24 protein-coding genes are annotated in these 20,586 nt (G+C 56.4%); 17 read left to right on the forward strand and 7 right to left on the reverse strand.

The annotated features are described in order from the left end of the window. Nucleotide 1 precedes the first annotated feature (1 nt). The 3 genes from speB to yqgB form a co-directional block, all read right to left on the reverse strand. Nucleotides 2-922 carry an agmatinase gene (gene speB, locus IMQ56_RS20240; RefSeq protein WP_017382921.1) on the reverse strand — a complete coding sequence of 307 codons (921 nt, stop codon included), beginning with the start codon at nucleotides 920-922 and terminating at the stop codon, nucleotides 2-4. A gap of 286 nt (nucleotides 923-1,208) precedes the next feature. After that, the gene (gene speA / locus IMQ56_RS20245) at nucleotides 1,209-3,185 is read right to left on the reverse strand and encodes a biosynthetic arginine decarboxylase (RefSeq protein ID WP_017382922.1); all 1,977 of its coding nucleotides are present in this window, start codon (nucleotides 3,183-3,185) and stop codon (nucleotides 1,209-1,211) included. Nucleotides 3,186-3,193: 8 nt separating this feature from the next. Further along, nucleotides 3,194-3,325, reverse strand: coding sequence for an acid stress response protein YqgB (gene yqgB, locus IMQ56_RS20250; RefSeq protein WP_057979949.1), 132 nt, complete (start codon nucleotides 3,323-3,325; stop codon nucleotides 3,194-3,196). Nucleotides 3,326-3,985: 660 nt separating this feature from the next. Here yqgB and metK point away from each other — a divergent pair. The 8 genes from metK to ruvX all read left to right on the forward strand — a co-directional run bounded on the left by metK (nucleotide 3,986) and on the right by ruvX (nucleotide 11,125). Further along, the gene (gene metK, locus IMQ56_RS20260) at nucleotides 3,986-5,140 is read left to right on the forward strand and encodes a methionine adenosyltransferase (protein WP_003860037.1); all 1,155 of its coding nucleotides are present in this window, start codon (nucleotides 3,986-3,988) and stop codon (nucleotides 5,138-5,140) included. Nucleotides 5,141-5,556: 416 nt separating this feature from the next. Then, nucleotides 5,557-6,954: a galactose/proton symporter gene (gene galP / locus IMQ56_RS20265; RefSeq protein WP_015571832.1), complete on the forward strand. Its 1,398-nt coding sequence runs from the start codon at nucleotides 5,557-5,559 to the stop codon at nucleotides 6,952-6,954. A 58-nt stretch (nucleotides 6,955-7,012) separates the two neighbouring features. Then, nucleotides 7,013-7,510, forward strand: coding sequence for a SprT family zinc-dependent metalloprotease (locus IMQ56_RS20270; RefSeq protein WP_015571833.1), 498 nt, complete (start codon nucleotides 7,013-7,015; stop codon nucleotides 7,508-7,510). A 94-nt stretch (nucleotides 7,511-7,604) separates the two neighbouring features. Next, nucleotides 7,605-8,312 (forward strand): deoxyribonuclease I, encoded by a 708-nt coding sequence (endA, locus tag IMQ56_RS20275; RefSeq protein WP_003860034.1) that lies wholly within the window; start codon nucleotides 7,605-7,607, stop codon nucleotides 8,310-8,312. 51 nt (nucleotides 8,313-8,363) lie between these two features. Beyond that, nucleotides 8,364-9,095: a 16S rRNA (uracil(1498)-N(3))-methyltransferase gene (gene rsmE, locus IMQ56_RS20280; protein ID WP_017382923.1), complete on the forward strand. Its 732-nt coding sequence runs from the start codon at nucleotides 8,364-8,366 to the stop codon at nucleotides 9,093-9,095. A 31-nt stretch (nucleotides 9,096-9,126) separates the two neighbouring features. Then, on the forward strand, nucleotides 9,127-10,074 hold the full coding sequence (gene gshB, locus IMQ56_RS20285) for a glutathione synthase (protein WP_015571835.1): 948 nt from the start codon (nucleotides 9,127-9,129) through the stop codon (nucleotides 10,072-10,074). A 74-nt stretch (nucleotides 10,075-10,148) separates the two neighbouring features. After that, nucleotides 10,149-10,709, forward strand: coding sequence for a YqgE/AlgH family protein (locus IMQ56_RS20290; RefSeq protein WP_006811924.1), 561 nt, complete (start codon nucleotides 10,149-10,151; stop codon nucleotides 10,707-10,709). Continuing rightward, nucleotides 10,709-11,125 (forward strand): Holliday junction resolvase RuvX, encoded by a 417-nt coding sequence (ruvX, locus tag IMQ56_RS20295; protein ID WP_006811925.1) that lies wholly within the window; start codon nucleotides 10,709-10,711, stop codon nucleotides 11,123-11,125. The genes IMQ56_RS20290 and ruvX overlap by 1 nt, the downstream gene beginning before the upstream one ends. Nucleotides 11,126-11,134: 9 nt before the next feature. On the opposite strand, the gene IMQ56_RS20300 is transcribed toward ruvX, so the two are convergent. Beyond that, nucleotides 11,135-12,115, reverse strand: coding sequence for a type IV pilus twitching motility protein PilT (locus tag IMQ56_RS20300; RefSeq protein ID WP_017692691.1), 981 nt, complete (start codon nucleotides 12,113-12,115; stop codon nucleotides 11,135-11,137). 17 nt (nucleotides 12,116-12,132) lie between these two features. On the opposite strand from IMQ56_RS20300, the gene IMQ56_RS20305 reads away from it, so the two are divergent. The 6 genes from IMQ56_RS20305 to IMQ56_RS20330 are packed head-to-tail and all read left to right on the forward strand — an operon-like array spanning nucleotide 12,133 to nucleotide 15,848. Beyond that, nucleotides 12,133-12,834, forward strand: a complete 702-nt coding sequence (locus tag IMQ56_RS20305) for a YggS family pyridoxal phosphate-dependent enzyme (RefSeq protein ID WP_017692690.1) — start codon at nucleotides 12,133-12,135, stop codon at nucleotides 12,832-12,834. Nucleotides 12,835-12,855: 21 nt separating this feature from the next. Further along, complete coding sequence (locus tag IMQ56_RS20310) at nucleotides 12,856-13,422, forward strand: YggT family protein (protein ID WP_015571838.1); 567 nt, start codon at nucleotides 12,856-12,858, stop codon at nucleotides 13,420-13,422. After that, on the forward strand, nucleotides 13,419-13,715 hold the full coding sequence (yggU, locus tag IMQ56_RS20315; RefSeq protein WP_003860023.1) for a DUF167 family protein YggU: 297 nt from the start codon (nucleotides 13,419-13,421) through the stop codon (nucleotides 13,713-13,715). Before IMQ56_RS20310 ends, yggU begins: the two co-directional genes overlap by 4 nt. A 3-nt stretch (nucleotides 13,716-13,718) precedes the next feature. Next, nucleotides 13,719-14,312: an XTP/dITP diphosphatase gene (locus IMQ56_RS20320; RefSeq protein ID WP_196063888.1), complete on the forward strand. Its 594-nt coding sequence runs from the start codon at nucleotides 13,719-13,721 to the stop codon at nucleotides 14,310-14,312. Then, a complete protein-coding gene (gene hemW, locus IMQ56_RS20325; RefSeq protein ID WP_017382926.1) occupies nucleotides 14,305-15,453 on the forward strand; it encodes a radical SAM family heme chaperone HemW in 1,149 nt (382 codons plus the stop codon). Before IMQ56_RS20320 ends, hemW begins: the two co-directional genes overlap by 8 nt. Before the next feature lie 56 nt (nucleotides 15,454-15,509). Next, nucleotides 15,510-15,848: an endonuclease domain-containing protein gene (locus IMQ56_RS20330; RefSeq protein ID WP_048219509.1), complete on the forward strand. Its 339-nt coding sequence runs from the start codon at nucleotides 15,510-15,512 to the stop codon at nucleotides 15,846-15,848. Nucleotides 15,849-15,931: 83 nt separating this feature from the next. Here IMQ56_RS20330 and IMQ56_RS20335 read toward each other — a convergent pair whose 3' ends face one another. Genes IMQ56_RS20335 through trmB form a run of 3 tightly spaced genes read right to left on the reverse strand, consistent with a single transcriptional unit; the run spans nucleotide 15,932 to nucleotide 17,750 of the window. Continuing rightward, complete coding sequence (locus tag IMQ56_RS20335) at nucleotides 15,932-16,648, reverse strand: DUF2884 domain-containing protein (RefSeq protein ID WP_003862419.1); 717 nt, start codon at nucleotides 16,646-16,648, stop codon at nucleotides 15,932-15,934. A gap of 56 nt (nucleotides 16,649-16,704) precedes the next feature. Next, entirely contained in the window at nucleotides 16,705-17,031 is a 327-nt protein-coding gene (locus tag IMQ56_RS20340) for a YggL family protein (RefSeq protein ID WP_003862421.1), read from the reverse strand. After that, the gene (gene trmB, locus IMQ56_RS20345; RefSeq protein WP_015571843.1) at nucleotides 17,031-17,750 is read right to left on the reverse strand and encodes a tRNA (guanosine(46)-N7)-methyltransferase TrmB; all 720 of its coding nucleotides are present in this window, start codon (nucleotides 17,748-17,750) and stop codon (nucleotides 17,031-17,033) included. The genes IMQ56_RS20340 and trmB overlap by 1 nt, the downstream gene beginning before the upstream one ends. A 144-nt stretch (nucleotides 17,751-17,894) precedes the next feature. On the opposite strand from trmB, the gene mutY reads away from it, so the two are divergent. The 3 genes from mutY to mltC all read left to right on the forward strand — a co-directional run bounded on the left by mutY (nucleotide 17,895) and on the right by mltC (nucleotide 20,447). Then, a complete protein-coding gene (mutY, locus tag IMQ56_RS20350) occupies nucleotides 17,895-18,947 on the forward strand; it encodes an A/G-specific adenine glycosylase (protein WP_169810235.1) in 1,053 nt (350 codons plus the stop codon). A 26-nt stretch (nucleotides 18,948-18,973) separates the two neighbouring features. Further along, on the forward strand, nucleotides 18,974-19,246 hold the full coding sequence (locus IMQ56_RS20355) for an oxidative damage protection protein (protein ID WP_003862425.1): 273 nt from the start codon (nucleotides 18,974-18,976) through the stop codon (nucleotides 19,244-19,246). A 124-nt stretch (nucleotides 19,247-19,370) separates the two neighbouring features. After that, complete coding sequence (mltC, locus tag IMQ56_RS20360) at nucleotides 19,371-20,447, forward strand: membrane-bound lytic murein transglycosylase MltC (protein ID WP_017382930.1); 1,077 nt, start codon at nucleotides 19,371-19,373, stop codon at nucleotides 20,445-20,447. Nucleotides 20,448-20,586: the final 139 nt, after the last annotated feature.

The following is a 20,586-nucleotide window of genomic DNA, read 5'->3' on the forward strand; positions in this document are numbered from 1 at the left end:
CTTATTCGCCTTTTTTCGCCGCCTGGATGTAGAGCATTTCCAGCGCCAGGGTCGCCGCGGCCAGCGCGGTGATCTCGGACTGGTCATAGGCCGGAGCTACTTCCACCACGTCCATCCCGACGATGTTCAGATCCTTCAGGCCGCGCACCAGCTTGATGGCGCGGTCTGATGTCAGGCCGCCGATCACCGGCGTACCGGTACCCGGTGCGAATGCCGGATCCAGGCAGTCGATATCGAAGGTCAGATAGACAGGCATGTCGCCGACGATCTGCTTAACCTGAGCCAGAATATCGTCCACGCCGCGATCGTTCACCTGGCCCGCGTCGAGTACGGTGAAGCCGTTGTCTTTGTCGAACTCGGTGCGGATGCCGATCTGCACGGAGTGGTTCGGATCGATCAGGCCTTCTTTCGGCGCGGTGTAGAACATGGTGCCGTGGTCGAACTCGCAGCCGTTCGCGTAGGTGTCGGTGTGCGCATCGAAGTGCACCAGCGCCATTTTACCGAAGTGCTTCGCGTGGGCGCGCAGCAGCGGCAGGGTCACGAAGTGGTCACCGCCGAAGGAGAGCATGCGTTTACCGGCCGCCAGCAGCTTCTCGGCGTGCGCCTGCAATTTTTCGCTCATCTCACGCGCGTCGCCGAAGGCGTACACCAGATCGCCGCAGTCCACCACGTTCAGGCGCTCGCGCATGTCGAAGTTCCACGGGAAGCGGTTGTGCTCCCAGGCCAGGTTGGTGGAAACCTGACGGATCGCCGCCGGGCCATGACGTCCACCCGCGCGACCGGACGTTGCCATGTCGAACGGTACGCCGGTGATCACCCAGTCCGCATCGCTGTCGTACGGCTGGAAGTTCATCGGAAGGCGTAAAAAACCAAACGCGTTAGATACCAGAGAGTTATCGTACTGATGACCTAAAGTGCTCATGTCCTGACCTCTTATAAAGTCGATACATTAAAAACAGATGAAAAAAAATCCCCTCCGCGTCGTTAAACCCGACGAGGAAGGGATTGATTCGTAAATCGCATATTGGGGCGAATTATCGCCGTTAATCCATATGGGTTCAAGTGAGTATAGCATTCTGCCGGATGGCGGCTTCGCCTTCTCCGGCCTACATTCGTAGGCCCGGTAAGCGCAGCGCCACCGGGCATCGGCGGCACAGCGGCCTGATGCCCTCACCCCGCCCCTCTCCCACAGGGAGAGGGAGGTTTTCTTACTCGTCTTCCAGATACGTATACCCGTACAGACCCGCTTCAAACTCTTCCAGGAACTGCTGCTGCAAGGCATCGTCCAGACCGGTGTTTTTCACCTGATCGCGGAACTGGGTGAGCAGTTTTTTCGGATCCAGCTGAACGTATTCGAGCATGTCCGCCACGGTGTCCCCTTCGTCGGACAGCTCAACCTCCACGCTGCCGTCAGGGAAGACAAACACGTCAACCGCTTCGGTATCACCGAACAGGTTGTGCATGTTACCGAGGATCTCCTGATACGCCCCCACCATAAAGAAGCCCAGCATTGGCGGGTTCTCCGGATCGTACTCCGGCATTGGCATCGTCGTTGCGATACCGTCGCCATCGACGTAGTGGTCAATTGCGCCGTCGGAGTCACAGGTGATGTCCAGCAGCACGGCGCGGCGTTCCGGGGCGTGGTTCAGCCCTTCCAGCGGCAGAACCGGGAACAGCTGGTCGATACCCCAGGCATCCGGCATCGACTGGAACAGGGAGAAGTTGACGTACATTTTGTCCGCCATACGCTCCTGCAACTCGTCGATAATTGGACGGTGCGCGCGGTTGCTCGGATCGAGCTGTTTCTGCACTTCGTGGCACATATTCAGATAGAGCTGCTCCGCCCACGCGCGCTCTTGCAGGCTGAAGGTGCCTGACGAGTAGCCGACGTGAATATCGTGCAGGTCCATCTGGCTGTCGTGCAGCCATTCGCGCAGGGAACGACGCGTGCCCGGCTCGTGCATCTCCTGCCAGGTTTCCCACATGCTTTGCAGGGAACGTGGAGCATCGTCTGCCGGAGGCGTGGCTTCGGTGATTTCGCTACGCTCAACGCCGATGATGTTAGAGACCAGCACCGTATGGTGTGCAGTGACCGCGCGGCCGGATTCGGTGATTACCGTCGGGTGCGGCAGGCCGTGCTCTTCGCAGGCATCGCCAATCGCCCAGATGATGTTGTTGGCATATTCGTTCAGGCCATAGTTTACCGAGCAGTCAGACTGCGAGCGGGTCCCTTCGTAGTCCACGCCCAGGCCGCCGCCCACGTCAAAGCACTGAATATTCACGCCGAGCTTATGCAGCTCAACGTAGAAACGCGCGGATTCACGCACACCAGTGGCGATGTCGCGAATATTGGCCATCTGCGAGCCGAGGTGGAAGTGCAGCAACTGAATGCTGTCCAGACGACCGCGCTCGCGCAGAATTTCCACCAGCTGAAGCACCTGGTTCGCCGCGAGGCCAAACTTGGATTTTTCACCGCCGGAAGACTGCCATTTACCGGAACCCTGCGACGCCAGTCGCGCACGCACGCCAAGGCGTGGGATCACGTTCAGACGCTCGGCCTCTTCCAGCACGATCGCGATTTCGGTCATCTTCTCGATCACCAGATAGACCTTGTGGCCCATCTTCTCGCCAATCAGCGCCAGACGAATGTATTCGCGGTCTTTATAGCCGTTACAGACGATCACCGACCGGGTCATGCCCGCGTGCGCCAGAACCGCCATCAGCTCCGCTTTAGAGCCTGCTTCCAGGCCCAGCGGCTCGCCGGAGTGGATCAGGGACTCAATCACGCGACGGTGCTGATTGACCTTGATCGGGTAAACGAGGAAATAGTCGCCGTTATAACCATACGATTCCCGCGCGCGTTTGAACGCGGCATTAATAGAACGCAGGCGATGTTGCAGGATCTGCGGGAAGCAGAACAGTGCAGGCAAGCGCTGACCCTGCGCTTCACGGGTTTTCACCAGTTTAGCGAGATCCACGCGCGCTTCCGGGACGTCCGGATCCGGGCAGACACTGATGTGGCCCAGCTCGTTAACGTCGTAGTAGTTATTGCCCCACCAGGCAATATTGTAAGTGCGCAGCATCTTGCTGGCTTCCTGGGAGCTCATCGCAACCTCCTGCATAGAACGTAGTACACCCTGTTCGCCTGCTGACGAAGGCGAAAGCGAAGACATGTCGTCAGACATAGCGAACCTCAACTCTTTGTATTAAGTGTAAAACAGTTGACTACTATCGCAGCGTTATACGGCGATAACAACCCATTAACGGCTCCATTTCCCAGCAGAGTATGCTGAAATCCAGACCGTGCGACCGGTTTCTTATTCATATCATTGTAAAACACGTATCCGAACTCTGTATGACAAGGTTCGGCGAAACCACGAGAAAACTCCTGTATTAACAAGAGCGCCCTTGTTCAGTTTTCACAAAGCGTGACCGGCTCTGGAATCCTGAGAAGCACCGAGATGGGTATAACATCGGCAGGTGTTTAGACCAGAAGTGCGGGTGGGAATCAAATGCGCGCCAGAACGGCTGCGCTGAATGAGCGGAAAACGATGGTTCATTATCTCGTATCACCTCCACGGCCGCCTCTGCTGAAACGGACCACAAGCCAAAGCTAAAAGTTCACTGCTTAACCCGGCTGGAAGTGGCGACACGATGTGTTCATCGAGCGCTTATTTTATATGAGCCGCGCGCCGCGTTTTATACCGATAAGGTTGCTAAAAAGCAAAACAAAAATGCGCAGGTTGCCAGCGTCGTCAGGAAAAATTTCCAGCCGTGTTTTCAACGCAGTGAGAGGTGAGTCAAAAAAAACTGGAAATCGGGTGAAGAAGTGACCTAAAATAGACGTCCAGATGTTAATCCATCCATACCGATTAACACTCAGACTGCCAGTGTCAAAATCCTGTAGGCCTTGGTAGAATTATCTCCTATGGCTATTCCACACAGCAGCTTGAGCTAACCAAATTCCTCTTAGGTGAAATAAAACATGGCAAAACACCTGTTTACGTCCGAGTCCGTATCAGAAGGACATCCTGATAAAATTGCTGACCAAATCTCCGATGCGGTGCTGGATGCGATCCTCGCGCAGGATCCAAAGGCGCGCGTAGCGTGTGAAACCTATGTCAAAACCGGCATGGTTCTGGTTGGCGGTGAGATCACCACCAGCGCATGGGTTGATATCGAAGAGATCACCCGTAACACGGTGCGTGAGATTGGCTATGTACATTCTGATATGGGCTTTGATGCCAACTCCTGCGCCGTACTGAGCGCGATTGGCAAACAGTCTCCGGACATCAACCAGGGCGTTGACCGTGCCGATCCGCTGGAACAGGGCGCGGGTGACCAGGGCCTGATGTTCGGCTATGCAACCAACGAAACCGACGTGCTGATGCCAGCGCCGGTAACCTACGCCCATCGTCTGGTGCAGCGTCAGGCTGAAGTGCGTAAAAACGGCACCCTGCCGTGGCTGCGTCCGGATGCGAAAAGCCAGGTGACCTTCCAGTATGACGACGGGAAAATCGTCGGTATCGATGCAGTGGTTCTTTCCACGCAGCATGCTGAAGAGATTGACCAGAAATCCCTGCAAGAAGCGGTGATGGAAGAGATCATCAAGCCGGTTCTGCCAACTGAATGGCTGAGCTCTGCGACCAAATTCTTCATCAACCCAACCGGACGCTTTGTTATCGGCGGCCCAATGGGTGACTGCGGTCTGACCGGTCGTAAAATCATCGTAGATACCTACGGCGGCATGGCACGTCACGGCGGCGGCGCATTCTCCGGTAAAGATCCGTCTAAAGTTGACCGTTCTGCGGCGTACGCTGCACGTTATGTGGCGAAAAATATCGTCGCTGCCGGTCTGGCTGACCGCTGTGAGATCCAGGTTTCCTACGCTATCGGCGTGGCTGAGCCAACCTCCATCATGGTGGAAACCTTCGGTACTGAAAAAGTGCCTTCTGAACAGCTGACCCTGCTGGTGCGTGAGTTCTTCGACCTGCGTCCATACGGTCTGATTCAGATGCTGGATCTGCTGCACCCAATCTACCAGGAAACCGCAGCGTACGGTCACTTTGGCCGCGAACATTTCCCATGGGAAAAAACCGATAAAGCCGCCCTGCTGCGTGATGCTGCCGGTCTGAAATAATCGACTGCCAGTAGCTTAAACAGGCCAGCCTTTGTGCTGGCCTTTTTTATGTCGGGTGGCGGCTATGCCTTACCCGACCTACGGGTAGTGAGTTTTTGTAGGCCGGGTAAGGCGCAGCCGCCACCCGGCAATGTTTGGAACCGTTTACACCTCACTCTCTATACCCCGCTTTCAGAATATTCTCTTTGCATGAACGCATTTCTTCTGCTGTTACATTCCCTTTCAGTTAAGTCTGAAATTTGTGCAAACGCGATGCACATCAATTAATTTACCTCTATATTTTCAAAGCTTTAATTATTTTTACGGTTACAAGCCAGTGTAACCGATTACACCGTTGTGATTTGACTCACATATTTTTATGAGCCGCTCACCTACTCTTAATATCGTAAAAACTGATAACCCAACTGGAGGGCATAATGCCTGACAATAATAAACAGGGGCGTACGTCCAATAAGGCAATGACGTTCTTCGTCTGCTTCCTCGCCGCTCTGGCAGGATTACTCTTTGGCCTGGATATTGGCGTAATTGCCGGTGCATTACCTTTCATCACCGATGAGTTCCAGATTAGCGCACACACTCAGGAATGGGTGGTTAGCTCCATGATGTTCGGTGCCGCCGTCGGCGCGGTCGGTAGCGGCTGGCTCTCCTTTAAGCTCGGGCGTAAAAAGAGCCTGATGATCGGCGCGATCCTGTTCGTTGCCGGCTCACTGTTCTCTGCCGCTGCGCCTAACGTTGAAGTGCTGATCATCTCCCGCGTGCTGCTCGGTCTGGCAGTGGGCGTGGCGTCTTATACTGCCCCGCTGTACCTGTCTGAAATCGCTCCGGAAAAAATCCGCGGCAGCATGATTTCCATGTATCAGCTGATGATCACTATCGGTATTCTGGGGGCTTATCTCTCGGATACCGCATTCAGCTACAGCGGCGCATGGCGCTGGATGCTGGGCGTAATCATCATTCCAGCCATCCTGCTGCTGATTGGCGTCTTCTTCCTGCCGGACAGTCCGCGCTGGTTCGCCGCCAAACGCCGCTTCCATGATGCCGAACGCGTGCTCTTACGCCTGCGTGATACCAGCGCCGAAGCCAAAAACGAGCTGGAAGAGATCCGCGAAAGCCTGAAGGTCAAACAGTCCGGCTGGGCGCTGTTCAAAGAGAACAGCAACTTCCGCCGCGCGGTGTTCCTCGGTGTGCTGTTACAGATCATGCAACAGTTCACCGGGATGAACGTCATCATGTATTACGCGCCGAAAATCTTCGAACTGGCGGGCTACACCAACACCACCGAGCAGATGTGGGGCACCGTGATCGTCGGCCTGACCAACGTGCTGGCGACCTTTATCGCTATCGGTCTGGTGGACCGCTGGGGACGTAAGCCAACCCTGACGCTGGGCTTCCTGGTGATGGCCGTCGGGATGGGCGTGCTGGGTACCATGATGCACATGGGCATTCACTCTCCAACGGCACAGTACTTCGCCGTGGCGATGCTGCTGATGTTTATCATTGGGTTTGCGATGAGCGCCGGTCCGCTGATTTGGGTGCTGTGCTCTGAGATCCAGCCGCTGAAAGGGCGTGATTTTGGTATCACCTGTTCTACCGCGACCAACTGGATTGCCAACATGATCGTCGGCGCAACGTTCCTGACCATGCTCAATACCCTGGGTAACGCCAATACCTTCTGGGTCTACGCCGGTCTGAACCTGTTCTTTATCGTTCTCACTATCTGGCTGGTTCCTGAAACCAAACATGTTTCACTGGAACACATTGAACGTAACCTGATGAAAGGTCGTCCTCTGCGCGAAATCGGCGCACACGACTGATCCTCCTGCGGGAGGCGCCTCTTGCGCCTCCCCGCTTCCCGCTTTATGCTCTGCCCCTATGAAAGCTCCCCGTCTCCCCATCGCCATTCAGCAAGCCGTCATGCGCAGCCTGCGGGAAAAACTCGCCCAGGCCAACCTGAAGCTCGGCCGCAATTATCCTGAACCGAAGCTGGTCTATCAGCAGCGTGGCACCGCGGCAGGCACCGCCTGGCTGGAATCGTATGAGATCCGCCTGAATCCGGTGCTGATGATGGAAAACCAGCAGGCGTTTATCGACGAAGTCGTCCCGCACGAACTGGCGCACCTGCTGGTGTGGAAACACTTTGGCCGCGTCGCGCCGCACGGCAAAGAGTGGAAATGGATGATGGAGGCGGTGCTCGGGGTTCCGGCTCGCCGCACCCATCAGTTCGAGCTGGAATCGGTACGCCGCAATACCTTCCCTTACCGCTGCCAGTGTCAGCAGCACCAGCTTACCGTCCGCCGCCATAACCGCGTGGTGCGCGGCGAGGCGACCTATCGCTGCGTTAAATGCGGCGAACCGCTGGTTGCGGAATAATCACTCGAACTTTCAGGAACTTTCCTGATCTGACTGATTGCATACGGGAACAACATTCGTTACGTTGCGGGCTCGTTTTGACACGGAGTGTAAGATGTCCCGTAATGTTTCTCTCGCGGTCGCTTTTCTGGCGACAGCGCTCTCCGGCCATGCTCTGGCCGACGGTATTCACAGTTTCTCTCAGGCAAAAACCGCGGGCGTAAAGATTAACGCCGACGTACCGGGTGATTTCTACTGCGGCTGTAAAATTAACTGGCAGGGTAAGAAAGGGGTCGTGGATCTTGGATCCTGCGGCTATAAGGTGCGCAAGAACGAGAATCGCGCCAGCCGAATCGAATGGGAACACGTTGTTCCGGCCTGGCAGTTTGGCCACCAGCGCCAGTGCTGGCAGGACGGTGGACGTAAAAATTGCGCAAAAGATCCGGTCTACCGCCAGATGGAAAGCGATATGCACAACCTGCAACCCGCCGTGGGTGAGGTCAATGGCGACCGCGGAAACTTCATGTACAGCCAGTGGAACGGTGGCGAAGGCCAGTACGGTCAGTGCGCCATGAAGGTCGATTTCAAAGAGAAAGTCGCCGAACCACCTGCCCGCGCGCGCGGCAGCATCGCCCGCACTTATTTTTATATGCGCGACCGCTACGATCTCAATCTTTCCCGCCAGCAGACGCAGCTCTTCAATGCCTGGGACAAGCTCTACCCGGTGACGGACTGGGAATGCCAGCGCGATGAACGTATCGCCAAAGTCCAGGGGAATCACAACCCTTACGTCCAGCGGGCTTGCCAGGCGCAAAAGAGCTAACCTACACTACGGCAATTCGCTTATATCGCATGACACATGGAATTTCTGACTATGCGCATCCCTCGCATCTATCACCCTGAACTGATTACCCCAGGCGGCGAAATCGCCCTGTCTGATGATGCCGCTAACCATGTAGGTCGCGTGCTGCGCATGGGGGCAGGCCAGGCGATTCAGCTCTTTGACGGCTCTAATCAGGTTTTCGACGCTGAAATTACGCGCGCCGATAAAAAAAGCGTGCACGTGAAGGTGCTGCGTGGCGACGTGGACGACCGGGAATCCCCGCTGCACATTCACCTGGGCCAGGTGATGTCGCGTGGGGAAAAGATGGAGTTCACCATTCAGAAATCCATTGAACTGGGTGTAAGCCTCATTACGCCACTTTTTTCTGAGCGCTGCGGCGTTAAACTGGATGCGGAACGTCTGAACAAAAAGATCCAGCAGTGGCAAAAAATTGCCATTGCGGCCTGCGAACAGAGCGGCCGCAACCGTATCCCGGAGATCCGCCCGGCGATGGATCTGGAGGACTGGTGTGCAGAAGAGGAAAGCGGGCTTAAGCTCAATCTTCATCCGCGCGCCAGCGCCAGCATCAATACGCTGCCGCTGCCCGTTGAGCGTGTACGCCTGCTGATTGGCCCGGAAGGCGGCCTGTCGGCTGACGAAATTGCCATGACGGCGCGTTACCAGTTTACTGATATTCTGTTGGGACCTCGCGTTCTGCGCACTGAGACAACGGCACTCACCGCCATTACCGCGCTACAGGTGCGATTTGGCGATCTGGGTTGAAGCAAAGCCTGACCCATAACCGGAGAAGAAGATGATTAAGCTCGGCATCGTGATGGACCCCATCGCAAACATTAACATCAAGAAAGACTCCAGCTTCGCTATGCTGCTGGAAGCGCAGCGTCGCGGCTATGAACTCCACTATATGGAGATGAACGATCTTTACCTGATCAACGGTGAAGCCCGCGCACGCACCCGCATCGTTAACGTCGAGCAGAACTACGAAAAATGGTACGAATTCGGTACCGAGCAGGATATTGCCCTGGCCGACCTTAACGTGATCCTGATGCGTAAAGATCCGCCGTTCGACACCGAATATATTTACGCCACCTATATCCTTGAGCGTGCCGAAGAGAAAGGAACGCTGATCGTCAACAAGCCGCAGAGCCTGCGCGACTGCAACGAGAAGCTCTATACCGCATGGTTCTCTGACCTGACGCCGGAAACGCTCGTCACCCGCAGCAAAACGCAGCTGAAAGAATTCTGGCAGAAGCACGGCGACATCATCATGAAACCGCTGGACGGCATGGGTGGCGCGTCGATCTTCCGCGTGAAAGAGGGCGATCCGAACATTGGCGTGATTGCCGAAACGCTGACCGAGCTGGGAACCCGCTACTGCATGGCGCAGAACTATCTGCCGGCCATTAAAGACGGCGACAAGCGTGTGCTGGTCGTAGACGGCGAGCCGGTGCCTTACTGCCTGGCGCGTATCCCGCAGGGAGGGGAAACCCGTGGCAACCTGGCGGCTGGCGGCCGTGGCGAACCGCGTCCGTTAAGCGAAAGCGACTGGGAAATTGCCCGCCGCGTCGGCCCTACGCTGAAAGCCAAAGGCCTGATCTTCGTCGGCCTCGATATCATCGGCGATCGCCTGACCGAAGTGAACGTCACCAGCCCGACCTGCATTCGTGAAATCGAAGCGGAATTCCCGATCTCGATCACCGGAATGCTGATGGACGCTATCGAAAAACGTTTACAGAAATAACCTGTGACAGCGCCTGTGTTTATCCCCATACTGGGCGCTGTCGCTTTTTAAACCAGGAAACAGTACCTCTGACAATGAATTTACAGCATCACTTTCTTATTGCCATGCCTGCTCTCCAGGATCCGATTTTCCGCCGCTCCGTGGTCTATATTTGCGAATACAACGAAGACGGCGCGATGGGGATTATCATCAATAAGCCGCTGGAAAACCTCCAGGTGGAAGGCATTCTGGACAAGCTGAAAATCCCTGCTGAAGCGCGGCTGCCGGAAATCCGTCTCGATAAACCGGTGATGCTCGGCGGCCCGCTTGCAGAAGATCGTGGCTTTATCCTGCATACCCCGCCGGTTTTCTCGTCCAGCATTCGTATCTCCGATAACACCGTCGTCACCACCTCTCGCGACGTGCTTGAAACGCTAGGCACTGCCAGTCAGCCTTCTGAGGTGCTGGTTGCGCTCGGCTACGCCTCCTGGGAAAAAGGGCAGCTGGAACAAGAAATTCTGGACAACGCCTGGCTGACAGCCCCTGCGGATATGAATATCCTGTTTAAAACCCCTATCGCCGATCGCTGGCGTGACGCGGCAAAACTGATTGGCATTGATATTCTGACCATGCCTGGTGTTGCGGGGCACGCGTAATGAGCGGCACCCTTCTCGCCTTCGACTTCGGCACCAAAAGCATCGGCGTCGCTGTGGGTCAACGGATCACCGGCACCGCTCGCCCGCTCACGGCGCTGAAAGCTAACGACGGCACGCCGGACTGGAACCTTATTGAGCGCTTGCTCAAAGAGTGGCAGCCGGACGACGTGATTGTCGGCCTGCCGCTAAACATGGACGGCACCGAGCAACCGCTTACCGCCCGCGCGCGCAAATTCGCGAACAAAATCCATGGCCGCTTTGGCGTCTCCGTTAAGCTGCACGATGAACGTTTGAGCACCGTCGAGGCACGCGCTGGCCTGTTCGAGCACGGTGGCTTCCGGGCGCTGAACAAAGGCAGCGTGGATTCAGCTTCAGCCGTCATTATCCTCGAAAGCTATTTCGAACAGGGTTACTGAGCGCCGGGGCTACAGCCGCCCCTGCGCCCGTCGCTCCGCCAGACTCTGCTCAAAGTTCTGCATTCCCGCCTGCTGCCCCGTTTGAATAATGCCCGGCAGTTGCCAGGTTTTGCCTTCGCGGATCAGGTTTGCCGCCGCCGAGGTATTCACCAGTAGCTCATACAGCGCCACGCGCCCGCCCTGGACATCCTGACGTAGCTTCTGCGCCAGGACCGCACGCAGGCTTCCCGCCAGCTGATTACGCACCGGATCTTTCTCCTGAGCCGGAAAGGTGTCGACCAGGCGCTCGATCGCCTGCGCCGCACCGCGCGTGTGCAGCGTGGCTAACACCAGATGGCCGGTTTCCGCCGCCGTCAGCGCCAGGCGTATCGTCTCGCTGTCGCGCAGCTCACCAAGCAGAATCACATCCGGATCTTCACGCAGCGCGCTGCGCAGCGCCTCGGCAAAGGACGGGCTGTGCTGGCCTATCTCCCGCTGCTGAATCAGGCAACGTTCGCTCTGGTACATAAACTCCACCGGATCTTCCAGGGTCAGAATATGCCCGTCCGTCTGGTGATTGAGGAAATCGACCATAGCGGCCAGGGTGGTCGATTTCCCACTGCCGGTGGCGCCGGTGACCAGAATCAGGCCATTGTCATTGGACAGTAGTTCCGGGATCGCTCGCGGCACACCTAGCGCAGAGAGCTGCGGGCACGTCAGCGGCAACAGCCGCAGCGCAATCGAAACGCCGAGCATATGCTTAAACGCACTGCCGCGCAGCCGCTGACGGCCTGCGAGGGTAACGGCAAAATCCACCTGCCCGTTTGCCCACCATGCGCCCTGCTGTTCGTCGTTGAGCCACGCTTTTAATAACGCCTCCACATCCGGGGGCGGAAACGGCGCAGGTTCAAGACGGCCTGACCTGCGCCAGCGCGGTGGCGAATCACTGCACAGGTGTAGATCGGAGACGTTATGCTTTACACTAAGGGCCACAATTTCTTCCACATCCATAGACTACTCCTCGGAAAATGAACGACATTGCGCATAACCTGGCACAGGTCCGGGACAAAATCTCAGCCGCGGCAACGCGTTGCGGCCGTGCTCCAGAAGAAATTACGTTGCTTGCAGTCAGCAAAACTAAGCCTGCGAGCGCCATCGCAGAAGCGATAGCCGCCGGTCATCGTGCCTTTGGTGAAAACTATGTGCAGGAAGGCGTGGATAAAATTCGCGCTTTCCGGGAACGGGGAAATACAGACCTGCAATGGCACTTTATCGGTCCGCTACAGTCGAACAAAAGCCGTCTGGTAGCAGAGCACTTTGACTGGTGCCACACCATCGATCGTCTGCGCATCGCTACCCGTCTGAGCGACCAGCGCCCTATGGAGATGCCAGCGCTTAACGTGCTGATTCAAATCAACATCAGCGATGAAAACAGCAAGTCCGGCATTACGCTGGGCGAACTGGAGGCGCTGGCGGCAGACGTGGCGGCGCTGCCGCGCTTAACCCTGCGCGGGCTGATGGCTATCCCGGCGCCAGAGTCAAGTTATGAAAGGCAGTTTGCCGTGGCACAGCAAATGGCTGTAGCATTTGAGGCGCTTAAAGCGCGCTATGACACGGTAGACACGCTTTCTCTGGGCATGTCGGACGATATGGAAGCCGCCATCGCGGCAGGCAGCACCATGGTGCGCATCGGCACGGCAATTTTCGGTGCGCGCGATTACCCCCAATAATAAGGAAACCTGAGGAACGCCATGAAGACGTTGACTTTCCTGCTTTCAACGGTCATTGAACTGTATACGATGGCGCTGCTGTTGCGCGTCTGGATGCAGTGGGCCCGTTGTGATTTTTACAATCCATTCTCACAATTTATCGTGAAAATCACGCAGCCCGTTGTGGGGCCGCTTCGCCGCGTCATTCCGGCAATGGGGCCAATTGACAGTTCATCTCTGCTGATGGCGTTTATTCTGAGCGTTATCAAAGCGATCGTGCTGTTTATGGTCATCACTTTCCAGCCGATTATCTGGATTTCAGCCGTTCTGATCCTGGTTAAAACCGTCGGCTCGCTGATCTTCTGGGTCCTGCTGGTGATGGCGATCATGAGCTGGGTAAGCCGGGGCCGTAGCCCGGTGGAGTACGCGTTGATTCAGCTGACTGAACCGTTGCTGCGTCCGATTCGTAGCCTGCTGCCTGCAATGGGCGGAATCGACTTCTCCCCGATGCTTCTCGTTCTGCTGCTGTACGTGCTGAATATGGGTATCGCGGAACTGTTACAGGCGACGGGTAATATGCTGCTGCCGGGGCTGTGGATGGCGTTATGAGTGCAGTTAGCCCCTGCGCCGACGGGCTGGTTTTACGGCTGTACATTCAGCCGAAAGCCAGCCGCGACAGTATTGTTGGGCTGCATGGCGACGAGCTAAAAGTCGCCATCACTGCCCCGCCGGTTGACGGCCAGGCGAATGCGCATCTGACCAAATATCTGGCTAAACAGTTTCGCGTCGCTAAAAGCCAGGTCATCATTGAGAAAGGTGAACTTGGCCGGCATAAACAGGTAAAAATCCTTAACCCGCAATCTATCCCGACGGAAGTCGCGGCTCTGACAGAACAGGACTAAACCATGCAGAAAGTTGTTCTCGCCACCGGTAACGCCGGTAAAGTGCGCGAGCTGGCCTCGCTATTAAATGATTTTGGGCTGGACGTGGTGGCTCAGACCGAGCTGGGCGTGGACTCCGCCGAAGAGACCGGCCTGACGTTTATCGAAAACGCCATTCTGAAAGCGCGCCATGCGGCGCATATCACCGGACTGCCCGCGATAGCCGATGACTCCGGTCTGGCCGTGGATTTTCTGGGCGGTGCGCCGGGGATTTACTCCGCCCGCTATTCCGGGGTGGACGCCACCGACCAGCAGAATCTGGAAAAGCTGCTTGTGGCCCTGAAAGACGTCCCTGACGAACAGCGTACCGCGCAGTTCCACTGCGTGCTGGTCTACATGCGTCACGCGGAAGATCCCACGCCGATTGTCTGTCACGGCAGCTGGCCGGGCGTGATCACCCGTGAAGCGGCGGGCAACGGCGGCTTTGGTTACGACCCGATTTTCTTTGTCCCGACCGAGGGAAAAACCGCTGCGGAACTCACCTGCGAAGAGAAAAGCGCGATCTCCCACCGTGGACGCGCCCTGAAACTGTTACTGGAAGCACTGCGTAATGGCTAATTTGCCGCCTCTGAGTCTTTATATTCACATCCCATGGTGCGTGCAGAAATGCCCGTACTGCGATTTCAACTCGCACGCGCTGAAGGGCGAAGTGCCGCACGATGATTACGTCGCGCATCTGCTGGCCGATCTGGATGCTGATGTATCGTACGCACAGGGACGTGAAGTGAAGACCATTTTTATTGGTGGCGGTACACCGAGCCTTCTTTCAGGCCCGGCGATGCAGACGCTGCTGGATGGAGTGCGCGCACGCCTGAACCTGGCAGTGGATGCTGAAATTACGATGGAAGCCAACCCCGGTACCGTTGAGGCCGATCGTTTTGTCGAGTATCAACGCGCGGGCGTGAACCGTATCTCTATCGGCGTGCAGAGCTTTAGCGAGCCAAAGCTGAAGCGTCTGGGGCGTATCCACGGTCCGGAAGAGGCAAAGCGCGCGGCAAACCTGGCAACAGGGCTTGGGCTGCGCAGCTTTAACCTCGACCTGATGCACGGCCTGCCGGATCAGTCTCTCGAAGAAGCGCTGGACGACCTGCGTCAGGCGATTGAACTGAATCCGCCGCATCTGTCGTGGTATCAGCTGACCATTGAGCCGAACACCCTGTTTGGTTCCCGTCCTCCGGTGCTGCCGGACGACGACGCGCTGTGGGATATCTTCGAGCAGGGCCACCAGCTTTTGACCGCGGCGGGGTATCAGCAATACGAAACGTCGGCGTATGCGAAGCCGGGCTATCAGTGTCAGCACAATCTGAACTACTGGCGTTTTGGTGATTATCTGGGAATTGGCTGCGGCGCACATGGCAAAGTGACCTTCCCGGACGGACGCATTCTGCGTACCGCCAAAACGCGTCACCCGCGCGGGTATATGGAAGGCCGCTACCTGGAGCGTCAGCACGACGTCGAGGCGGCGGATAAGCCGTTTGAGTTCTTTATGAACCGCTTCCGTCTGCTGGAAGCCGCACCGCGCGCGGAATTTACGCGTTATACCGGGCTGCCGGAGTCAGTGATTCGTCCGCAGATTGACGAGGCGCTGGCGCAGGGGTATCTGACCGAGTGTGATGAGTCCTGGCAGATCACCGAGCACGGCAAGCTGTTCTTAAACTCCCTTCTTGAGCTGTTCCTCGCTGAAAATCCTGAAGGCTGATTCAGAATTTTACATCCCGTTCTGCTGGCTGAGGGAAAGGCTGGCAGAGTGTGGGGATGGAAAAATCAAAACAACTCCGCAAACAAATGACACCCGAAGAAGTACGCCTCTGGTATTTGCTCAGAGGTCGTCGTTTCTTCGGGTATAAGTTTCGTCGTCAGATGCCGGTTGGGCCGTATATCGTGGATTTTGCCTGCTTTAAGGCGAAGCTGATTATTGAGCTGGACGGTGGGCAGCATCAGAACAAAGAGAAGTATGATTCTCACCGTACCGAGTTTTTGAATGCGAACGGCTGGGAAGTCGTACGGTTCTGGAATAATGAATTCAGGACTAATGAGGAGCAGGTGCTGATGGCTATTTTGCAACGATTGCAATGCCTGATGCCCTCACCCTAACCCTCTCCCACAGGGAGAGGGAACTGGTTACTCCCTCTCCCTGTGGGAGAGGGCCGGGGTGAGGGGTCCTGCGCGCAGAGGCGTTACTTCAGCGTCCCCACCAGCGCCTTCCGACTGTCTTCCAGCGACACCACGCGTTTACACACGTCTTTGCCGAACTGCTGGAAATCGGCTTCCTGATTCTTCCACTCGTTCTGAATCGAGGTTTGCAGTCCGCCCAGGCTACCCAGTACACCCTGCAACGGATTACCGCCACCCTTCAGCACCGCTTTGGCGCCCATCTCGTTGATGCTGTCCTGGAGAATGCCGCCCATCGCCTGGTTCACCAGCTGCTGACCGTCGGCACGCACCTGATCGATCGCCTTATAGTGGAACGTCAGGCCATCAGAGCGCGTCTCGATAATACGGTTCATCTGCTCTTTCAGCTGTTTATCCAGCTTCGTCAGGCGGGTGCGCATATTGCTGCTCTCCCCCACCTCTTTGGTGATGATTTTATCCAGCGCCACGCGGCTCTTTTCAACGCGGGTCAGCGCGCCATCGTTGATCCAGGGCAGCGCGGTACGCAACTCGGCCTGGTAGTCCATCGCCTGCTCGCGCTGGGCGGCCGTCAGGTTTTGCGGTTTGCCGTTAAAGGTCACGTTGCCATCCGGCGTAATCACCAGATTGCCGTTCTCGCCCTTAACCTGCACGGTTTGCGGACTCAGCACCACGTCATCACGCGGGGTGACGCTACATTTATACTCCGCATGGGCGGTGGATCCGATTGCCAGTAAAGCAACAGCCAGCAACGTTTTGCGCATCTTTAACACTCCCTCAGACAAAATGGGCCAGCTAATGCTGGCCCGTTCTTGCTTTATTAGTCCCACCAAACGTCGAAAAGTTCGCTAACGCGGACATCTTCCAGTTTGTGGTCTTCAAGCCATTTGCGTACCAGCGCCTGATGCTCTTCGGTGCATTTCCCCACTTCCTGGGTGCAAATCAGACCTTCCCACGCCAGATAGCCGCTACCGTCGAAGGCCAGCTTGTTTGGCTCGATCACCTCGTTGATAAACGCATCAACGTCCTGATCGATCTGCTCAACGCTGGTGCCTTCCGGGAAACGCCAGGCAACGGAGAAACCCACTTCCTGGAATTCTTCGATGTGCATCTTTTTACGCAGACGACGGCTACGATTCTTTGCCATTATTTCACCCTCTCGAACATTAAGTCCCATACGCCGTGACCAAGACGATGGCCACGCTGTTCAAATTTTGTCACCGGACGTGAATCCGGACGCGGTACGTAGTCGTTGCTTTCAGACTGATTTTTATACCCGTCCAGGGACGACATCACTTCCAGCATATGTTCCGCATAAGGTTCCCAGTCGGTTGCCATGTGGAAAACGCCGCCCAGCTTGAGCTTACTTTTCACCAGCTCGGCAAACGGCGCCTGAACGATACGGCGTTTATTATGACGCGCTTTGTGCCATGGGTCAGGGAAAAAGAGCTGAACCATGTTCAAAGAATTGTCAGGAATCATTTTGTGCAGCACTTCCACCGCGTCGTGACACATGACGCGCAGGTTCTCAACGCCCTCTTCGTGGGCCGTTGCCAGGCACGCGCCGACGCCCGGCGAGTGAACTTCGATACCGAGGAAGTTCTGCTCCGGGCGCGCTTTTGCCATGGTCACCAGCGAGGTGCCCATGCCAAAACCAATCTCCAGCGTCACTGGCGCGTCGCGGCCAAACAGGTCGGTGAAGTCGAGCGGTTGCTCGCTGAACTCAACGCCCATCACCGGCCAGTAGTTGTCCAGCGCGTGTTGCTGCCCTTTTGTCAGGCGCCCCTGACGGCGGACAAAGCTGCGAATACGGCGCAGCGGGCGACCGTTTTCATCAAATTCCGGTGAAATGACGTCGTTTTTCATAAAAGAGTTGTCTGCTTGTGAGAATGTTCGGGAAACGGGCATTATCCAAAGTTAAGGCTTCTATGCAAGCATGGGAAAGATCCGGTTTACAGCAGATTGACGCTGTGCTGCAATCTGCGTCCCTGATTAAGCGAATCGATGACCATGCAAGCCTCTCAATTTTCAGCCCAGGTGCTGGACTGGTACGACAAATACGGGCGTAAAACCCTGCCCTGGCAAATTGAAAAAACGCCGTACAAAGTATGGCTCTCCGAGGTGATGTTGCAACAAACGCAGGTCGCGACGGTCATTCCTTACTTCGAGCGTTTTATGGCGCGCTTCCCGACAATCACCGATCTGGCCAACGCGCCGCTGGACGAGGTACTGCACCTGTGGACAGGCCTCGGCTATTACGCCCGCGCGCGCAACCTGCACAAAGCCGCAAAGCAGGTCGCCACCCGCCACAACGGTAAATTCCCGGAGACCTTTGACGAGGTGGCGGATTTGCCCGGCGTCGGGCGTTCAACCGCAGGCGCAATCCTCTCCCTCTCTTTAGGCAAACATTTCCCTATTCTCGACGGCAACGTCAAGCGCGTGCTCGCACGCTGCTACGCCATAGATGGCTGGCCGGGCAAGAAAGAGGTTGAGAAACGCCTGTGGGAGATCAGTGAAGCGGTCACTCCGGCGAAAGGGGTGGAGCGTTTTAACCAGGCGATGATGGATCTGGGCGCGATGGTCTGCACCCGTTCAAAACCGAAGTGCGAACTTTGCCCGGTAAACAACCTCTGCGTGGCGTATGCGAACCACACCTGGGCGCAGTATCCGGGGAAAAAACCGAAGCAGACGCTGCCTGAACGCACCGGGTACATGCTGCTGATGCAGCATGGCGACGAGGTGTTTCTCGCTCAGCGCCCGCCGAGTGGCCTGTGGGGTGGTCTATACTGCTTCCCACAGTTTGAGGATGAAGCCTCGCTTCGGGCATGGCTTGAACAGCGCGGCATTGCGGCCGATACCCTGACGCAACTCAACGCGTTCCGTCATACCTTCAGCCATTTCCATCTGGATATTGTGCCGATGTGGCTTCCCGTGTCCTCATTCACGTCGTGCATGGATGAAGGCAACGCTCTCTGGTATAACTTAGCGCAACCGCCATCAGTCGGGCTGGCGGCTCCCGTGGAGCGCCTGTTACAGCAATTACGTGTCGGTGCAATGGTTTAGCATCGGCAAGACAAAGAGGAATGAGTATGGCCAGAACCATTTTTTGTACTTTCCTACAGCGCGACGCTGAAGGCCAGGATTTCCAGCTCTACCCGGGCGACCTGGGTAAGCGCATTTACAACGAGATCTCCAAAGAAGCCTGGGGACAGTGGCAGAAGAAGCAGACCATGCTGATCAACGAGAAAAAGCTCAGCATGATGAACCCGGAACACCGCAAACTGCTGGAGCAGGAGATGGTGAACTTCCTGTTCGAGGGTAAAGACGTCCATATCGAAGGCTATACGCCACCGGAAAAATAATACTCTGCGGCTACTGCCCGGCGGCGCTGCGCTTGCACGGGCCTACGGTTTCGTAGGCCGGGTAAGCGCAGCGCCACCCGGCAACAGCAACCCCAAAGCAAACACAACACGCACTCCCGGAATGATGAAAAAACTTTTAGCGCTAGCCCTTGTTGCGCCGTTGCTTGTGTCTTGTTCTTCCAAAAAAGGCGATGAATACAACGAAGCCTGGGTCAAGGACACCAACGGTTTTGACATTTTGATGGGGCAGTTTGCCCACAACATCGAGAACATATGGGGATTTAACGAAGTTCTTATTGCCGGACCGAAGGACTACGTTAAGTACACCGACGCCTATCAGACCCGTAGCCACATCAACTTCGATGACGGTACGATTACGGTTGAAACCATCGCAGGGACTGAACCTGCGGCGCATTTACGTCAGGCCATCATCAAAACCCTGCTGATGGGCGACGATCCGGGGTCTATCGACCTCTACTCTGATGCCGATGACATCACCATCTCCAAAGAGCCGTTTCTGTATGGCCAGGTCGTTGACCAGACCGGTCAGCCGATCCGCTGGGAAGGCCGCGCCACGAAATTTGCCGACTACCTGCTGCAAACGCGCCTGAAAAGCCGCACCAACGGCCTGAAAGTGATCTACAGCGTCACGATCAACCTGGTGCCGAACCACCTCGACAAGCGTGCGCATAAGTATCTGGGCATGGTGCGTCAGGCGTCGCGTAAGTATGGCGTGGATGAGTCGCTGATCCTGGCGATTATGCAGACCGAGTCCTCGTTCAACCCCTACGCGGTAAGCCGTTCCGACGCGCTGGGGCTGATGCAGGTTGTACAGCACAGCGCCGGTAAAGACGTGTTCCGCGCACAGGGGAAATCCGGCACGCCGAGCCGCAGCTACCTGTTCGATCCGCAAAGCAACATTGATACCGGTACGGCCTACCTGGCGATGCTGAACAATGTCTACCTGGGCGGGATTGATAACCCAACCTCACGCCGCTATGCGGTGATCACCGCCTATAACGGTGGCGCGGGCAGCGTGCTGCGCGTCTTCTCAAATGACAAAGTGCAGGCCGCGAACATCATCAACAGCATGGCGCCGGGGGATGTCTACTCAACCCTCACCACCCGCCACCCGTCTGCGGAATCACGCCGCTATCTGTATAAGGTGAATACGGCGCAGAAGAACTACCGTCGCCGCTAGAAAACTACCCCTCACCCTGCCCTCTCCCAGAGGGAGAGGGTATTCAAGTTCCCTCTCCCTCTGGGAGAGGGTTAGGGTGAGGGGACATCAGACCGCACCCATCTCACCCCACCCATACGAAAATGCTATTTGCATCACA

Source organism: Enterobacter sp. Res13-Sevr-PEC09-46 (assembly GCF_015672585.1).
Taxonomy (GTDB): Bacteria; Pseudomonadota; Gammaproteobacteria; order Enterobacterales; family Enterobacteriaceae; genus Enterobacter; species Enterobacter hormaechei_C.

What these genes read in the sequence shown, in the direction of transcription:
- speB (WP_017382921.1), bottom strand. Translation starts at nt 922, where the DNA reads ATGAGCACTTTAGGTCATCAGTACGATAACTCTCTGGTATCTAACGCG.
- speA (WP_017382922.1), bottom strand. Translation starts at nt 3,185, where the DNA reads ATGTCTGACGACATGTCTTCGCTTTCGCCTTCGTCAGCAGGCGAACAG.
- yqgB (WP_057979949.1), bottom strand. Translation starts at nt 3,325, where the DNA reads ATGAATAAGAAACCGGTCGCACGGTCTGGATTTCAGCATACTCTGCTG.
- metK (WP_003860037.1), top strand. Translation starts at nt 3,986, where the DNA reads ATGGCAAAACACCTGTTTACGTCCGAGTCCGTATCAGAAGGACATCCT.
- galP (WP_015571832.1), top strand. Translation starts at nt 5,557, where the DNA reads ATGCCTGACAATAATAAACAGGGGCGTACGTCCAATAAGGCAATGACG.
- IMQ56_RS20270 (WP_015571833.1), top strand. Translation starts at nt 7,013, where the DNA reads ATGAAAGCTCCCCGTCTCCCCATCGCCATTCAGCAAGCCGTCATGCGC.
- endA (WP_003860034.1), top strand. Translation starts at nt 7,605, where the DNA reads ATGTCCCGTAATGTTTCTCTCGCGGTCGCTTTTCTGGCGACAGCGCTC.
- rsmE (WP_017382923.1), top strand. Translation starts at nt 8,364, where the DNA reads ATGCGCATCCCTCGCATCTATCACCCTGAACTGATTACCCCAGGCGGC.
- gshB (WP_015571835.1), top strand. Translation starts at nt 9,127, where the DNA reads ATGATTAAGCTCGGCATCGTGATGGACCCCATCGCAAACATTAACATC.
- IMQ56_RS20290 (WP_006811924.1), top strand. Translation starts at nt 10,149, where the DNA reads ATGAATTTACAGCATCACTTTCTTATTGCCATGCCTGCTCTCCAGGAT.
- ruvX (WP_006811925.1), top strand. Translation starts at nt 10,709, where the DNA reads ATGAGCGGCACCCTTCTCGCCTTCGACTTCGGCACCAAAAGCATCGGC.
- IMQ56_RS20300 (WP_017692691.1), bottom strand. Translation starts at nt 12,115, where the DNA reads ATGGATGTGGAAGAAATTGTGGCCCTTAGTGTAAAGCATAACGTCTCC.
- IMQ56_RS20305 (WP_017692690.1), top strand. Translation starts at nt 12,133, where the DNA reads ATGAACGACATTGCGCATAACCTGGCACAGGTCCGGGACAAAATCTCA.
- IMQ56_RS20310 (WP_015571838.1), top strand. Translation starts at nt 12,856, where the DNA reads ATGAAGACGTTGACTTTCCTGCTTTCAACGGTCATTGAACTGTATACG.
- yggU (WP_003860023.1), top strand. Translation starts at nt 13,419, where the DNA reads ATGAGTGCAGTTAGCCCCTGCGCCGACGGGCTGGTTTTACGGCTGTAC.
- IMQ56_RS20320 (WP_196063888.1), top strand. Translation starts at nt 13,719, where the DNA reads ATGCAGAAAGTTGTTCTCGCCACCGGTAACGCCGGTAAAGTGCGCGAG.
- hemW (WP_017382926.1), top strand. Translation starts at nt 14,305, where the DNA reads ATGGCTAATTTGCCGCCTCTGAGTCTTTATATTCACATCCCATGGTGC.
- IMQ56_RS20330 (WP_048219509.1), top strand. Translation starts at nt 15,510, where the DNA reads ATGGAAAAATCAAAACAACTCCGCAAACAAATGACACCCGAAGAAGTA.
- IMQ56_RS20335 (WP_003862419.1), bottom strand. Translation starts at nt 16,648, where the DNA reads ATGCGCAAAACGTTGCTGGCTGTTGCTTTACTGGCAATCGGATCCACC.
- IMQ56_RS20340 (WP_003862421.1), bottom strand. Translation starts at nt 17,031, where the DNA reads ATGGCAAAGAATCGTAGCCGTCGTCTGCGTAAAAAGATGCACATCGAA.
- trmB (WP_015571843.1), bottom strand. Translation starts at nt 17,750, where the DNA reads ATGAAAAACGACGTCATTTCACCGGAATTTGATGAAAACGGTCGCCCG.
- mutY (WP_169810235.1), top strand. Translation starts at nt 17,895, where the DNA reads ATGCAAGCCTCTCAATTTTCAGCCCAGGTGCTGGACTGGTACGACAAA.
- IMQ56_RS20355 (WP_003862425.1), top strand. Translation starts at nt 18,974, where the DNA reads ATGGCCAGAACCATTTTTTGTACTTTCCTACAGCGCGACGCTGAAGGC.
- mltC (WP_017382930.1), top strand. Translation starts at nt 19,371, where the DNA reads ATGAAAAAACTTTTAGCGCTAGCCCTTGTTGCGCCGTTGCTTGTGTCT.